Annotated in this window: 4 protein-coding genes; all 4 read left to right on the top strand. The window is 57.8% G+C overall.

Annotated elements, in window-relative coordinates:
- Positions 1-241, top strand: a 241-nt coding sequence (locus tag BLR99_RS23315) for a hypothetical protein (protein WP_211481591.1), incomplete at its 5' end; no start/stop codon positions are given.
- 67 nt (positions 242-308) lie between these two features.
- On the top strand, positions 309-1670 hold the full coding sequence (locus BLR99_RS22030; RefSeq protein ID WP_074687520.1) for a UvrD-helicase domain-containing protein: 1362 nt from the start codon (positions 309-311) through the stop codon (positions 1668-1670).
- Positions 1671-2377: 707 nt separating this feature from the next.
- Positions 2378-3253, top strand: a complete 876-nt coding sequence (locus BLR99_RS22035; protein ID WP_017438149.1) for a DUF6402 family protein — start codon at positions 2378-2380, stop codon at positions 3251-3253.
- Positions 3253-3660 carry a hypothetical protein gene (locus BLR99_RS22040; RefSeq protein ID WP_011796262.1) on the top strand — a complete coding sequence of 136 codons (408 nt, stop codon included), beginning with the start codon at positions 3253-3255 and terminating at the stop codon, positions 3658-3660. The genes BLR99_RS22035 and BLR99_RS22040 overlap by 1 nt, the downstream gene beginning before the upstream one ends.
- The last annotated feature ends 126 nt before the right edge of the window (positions 3661-3786 follow it).

The raw sequence follows: 3786 nt of genomic DNA on the forward strand, positions 1-3786 counted from the left end.
GAGCGCGACGGCATCTCCAATGCCGCGGCGACCGCATCGAATACGCAGCCTCGGGCTGCTTGATCGACGCGACAACTACCTTGACATGCTCCGGTATCACTCCTTCTTCTGGCGCATCCTGAAGACGCACGGCTATCTATTGGGGCTACCCCGAAAGCTGTCCATTCTGACGCCCGCCAACGAAGCGATCGCGCTATCGACAATCCGCAGGGAACAAGCCGGCCAGCAAGCTGACGGATGAAGAACGATCCCAAAAGAAAGGACGAGAGAGCAAAGAGCGCCTAAGACTCGCGACGGAAGATGGTCGGGTGTGCTTCGACCTGTTCGCCAGCTTGGTCGCCCGGCTTCTGTCGCGCAGCGAGCGACTGCGTAAGCTCGTTGCCACGCGCTATCCGTTCATTATCTTAGATGAATTTCAAGATACCAATAGCGACCAGTGGGCAGTAGTGCAACAACTTGGTCGTACCAGCACGTTGCTCGCCCTGGCGGATCCGGAGCAACGCATCTACGACTGGATTGGCGCGGACCCTGAGCGACTCAACCAGTTCCTCGGAGTGTTCAAGGCGCAGGAGATCCCGCTGGCGGGGGACAACCACCGCAGTTCTGGCACGGACATCCTGCTGTTTGCAAACGAAGTTCTCACGGGCAAGTTCAGCCGGAAGGCCGGCGGGTATACGGGTATCGAACTGAAAGGCTACCCTGCAAACGAGAACGAAGCTGCCGTCGCCCTCATCACGACGACCTACGCTGCCCGAAAACGCTTGGTCGCTTTGAAGAAGGCAGATTGGTCCCTTGCAGTGCTCGTTCCAACGAAGAAGATGACGCGTAACGTGTCGGATCTTTTCAGGCAGCCGCCAAGCAAACTTACTGCAATATCTCATACCGCTGCGGTCGAACTCGACGCTGCCATCCTGGCGGCCGAAGTCGTCTCCTACCTGATGCAGCCGACAACGCTGTTCCACTTGGACGGCTTCATCGATCTACTCTGCAACTTCTACCAAGGCAAGGGCGGCGACGCTCCTGCAAAAGGTGACTTGCAGGAGGCGGACAACATCCGCAAGGCATTTGCGATGTCGGCGCAGAGAAAGGCAGCCGGAAAGGCGCTGCCCGCCAATAGCATCATGGTAAGACTCTTGAAGACTTACGAGCAAGCCCGGGTTGTAGCTCTATCAGGTGATCCTGATGCGGATTGGCGCGCCATCAGACAAGTGCTCGATGCGAGTTCTTGTCCGCGTTGCAAGGAGGTTGGGCTTGAAGTCAAGAACATCCGCCTGCTTGAACGCGGCACCCAGCTACGTCAGGAACTCTCGGAGGACTGGCGAACCTTTGGCCACTATGAAAACGCTCTGGAAATCACGCGTCAGGCGTTCGTTCGCGAGCACTTTTCTACTCAAGCGAGCCCTCCCTCAGGCGTCTTCGTCATGAACATGCACAAGGCCAAGGGAAAGCAGTTCGACGAAGTCGTCATTTTCGAAGGCTGGCCGCGTTACTACAAAAAGCAGATCATCGGAAACCCGGACAGGATCATTCGAGGAAACGCTAAAGAAAATCTGGATGAACAGGCCCGACAGAACCTGCGGGTGAGCATCACCCGTGGCAAGCTTCGCACGACCATCTTGATGCCCGATGCCGACCCGTGCATCGTCTTCAAGAAATTTCCGGCAACATGAATGCGCCGGCCTCCTGTCTGGGTTTCGCATTGGCCTGCTAAAAGCTGTTCTGCACCATATGCAGCAAAACGCCCATGGCGACCTTGTCCAGGTCCTTACGCACCTCGACGATGCCAATGGCGAACGGGTTCATAGTCATGATGTCACCCGGGAAGTAGCTGGCCAGTTAGGGTGACCCAGGTCCCAGATGAAGACGCCTGTCGGCTTTGTCCCGGAAGCCACGCCCCATAGTAATTCGGCCCACATCTTCGTGCGCTCCACCGTTTCAGCCGCGGTTTCCCATCGTAGGTACCCATCGCATGCATGAATTGCAGGTCGCCGTAGTGCAAGCGGTACAGCAAGTAGTCGCCCCGCCCGAAAGCGGAGCGCGCTCATGTCTTGAACTGGTTCATGGAGCCCCTCCCAAGAGCTTTCTTATGACGGGCCTCGTGTCCATTTGTAAACTATTGCCATACTAGCGGCGATTTGCGCCCGTTTTCACGTGTACGGTGAAAAAACCAGTTCGGCGGCCTTCAGCAAGTCAGGGAGCTTTGGCGCACGCATGGCGCCGCAGACCTCGGTGTGCGCCAACCCATCCCTGCAGGTGAGGGCTTAGATAAGCGCGGCAGTTGCGCTTCGTAACCATGCCGCAACCCCACTTTTGTGGCGCCCGCAGATGTTTCCCTCCAGAATCCGGCCCGAAGAAAAACAGCAGAGGGAAGGGACACATGAACGGCATCGTCCATGTCGATACGGAGCGCCTGCGCGCGCAATTGGAAGACAAGCTGCCACCGAAGGTACGGCGGTTCCGGCTGGATGACATTCCGGGAGTGATGCGCTCTCGTTTGGGTTGGCCGGTGGCGGCGGCGTTGATGGAGCGGTGGTTCAGGGGAGCGGCGTTCGAGATGCCGGACACCATCAAAAGTGGGCAGCGCCACCTGATCGATTTGAATTCCGCGCAATTGGACGAGGACACCGTCACCATGCAGTGGGCATTGGGATTTGCGCGCGTGCGGGCTGCGATGTCGCTGTTGCAGGCGCAATGGAATAGCCCTGCCGGAATCGCGCAGTTACAAGAGCGGATCAAACAGCAGTCGATGCGGCAGACCCAGCCTTGGCGGTTTGGGAACTTGAACCAGCCAGCCAAAGCCTTGGACGAAAACTACCAAGTGAATTTCTTGAATGTTGGCCGACTTGGCGATCCCATGGATGACTTCTACGGCGCCATGGGCGAGGCGACGCTCAAGATCGCGGTGTCGGGCATGGTAACGCCCAAGGAGGCTGGAAAGACCACTATCTCAATCGATGAGTTGGCCTTCTACCTGCGCGATTCCTATGATTTCAACGACGATTCCTTCCTGTCGCAGCCGCTGGGCTTCTGGGGGCCCGGTGGTGTGAAACGGACACCCAGGTCCACCTTGGCCATCCCTCTCACGGAACAATGGATGCATGCCAATGCGGCCGAAGCGGACCGCCAGAGCTATCTTGTGCAGAACCAGCATTTCAGGCAGTGGCGCGCCCTGTACGGCCTGGGCGGAGATTTCATGATCGTCTCCGACGTGCATCGTGTGCGCCTTCCTTTTCCGATCAAGCTGGAGTGGTAATGAAGCTTTCCAACCTCAAGAACGTGCCATGCATCGTCTGGTGCCTGGGCCTGAACGCGTTGTTCCTGGCGGGATGGGCTCTGGCAACGCCCACCTTCGCAGATGCCGAAAACAGCCCGCACCGGGTGTACCGCCTGGAGTTCCATAAAGCATCTTTCCTGCAGCGCATCACCCATCCGCGCTTCAAGATGCCTTATGTGGTCCGGCTGTATCGCATCGAGCCCAAGACCTTGCTGGGCCAGAGCGAAGTGGTCGATCTCTGGCTGAACGGCGAAATCCACTGGTACTTGGACCCGCCGGTTGACATGAACCGCGTACGTGTCGGTCGCGATGTGCTCTTCGAAAGCATCCCACCGGAATGCACGAAAGAGGCGCAGATACCGAGTTGCCCCAATACCAAGCCTTGAAGATTGCTCCCCATATGCGCACCTGCGCGGTCCCCCCCCGCGTCAGAATAGTTGTCGCCTCGATAGGACTCCGGTGTTCGGAGTTCATGAAGGTAGTAGGAGGCTGTGTAGTTGTGGTCGAAGGTC

It is taken from the genome of Paracidovorax citrulli, assembly GCF_900100305.1.
GTDB lineage: Bacteria > Pseudomonadota > Gammaproteobacteria > Burkholderiales > Burkholderiaceae_C > Paracidovorax > Paracidovorax citrulli.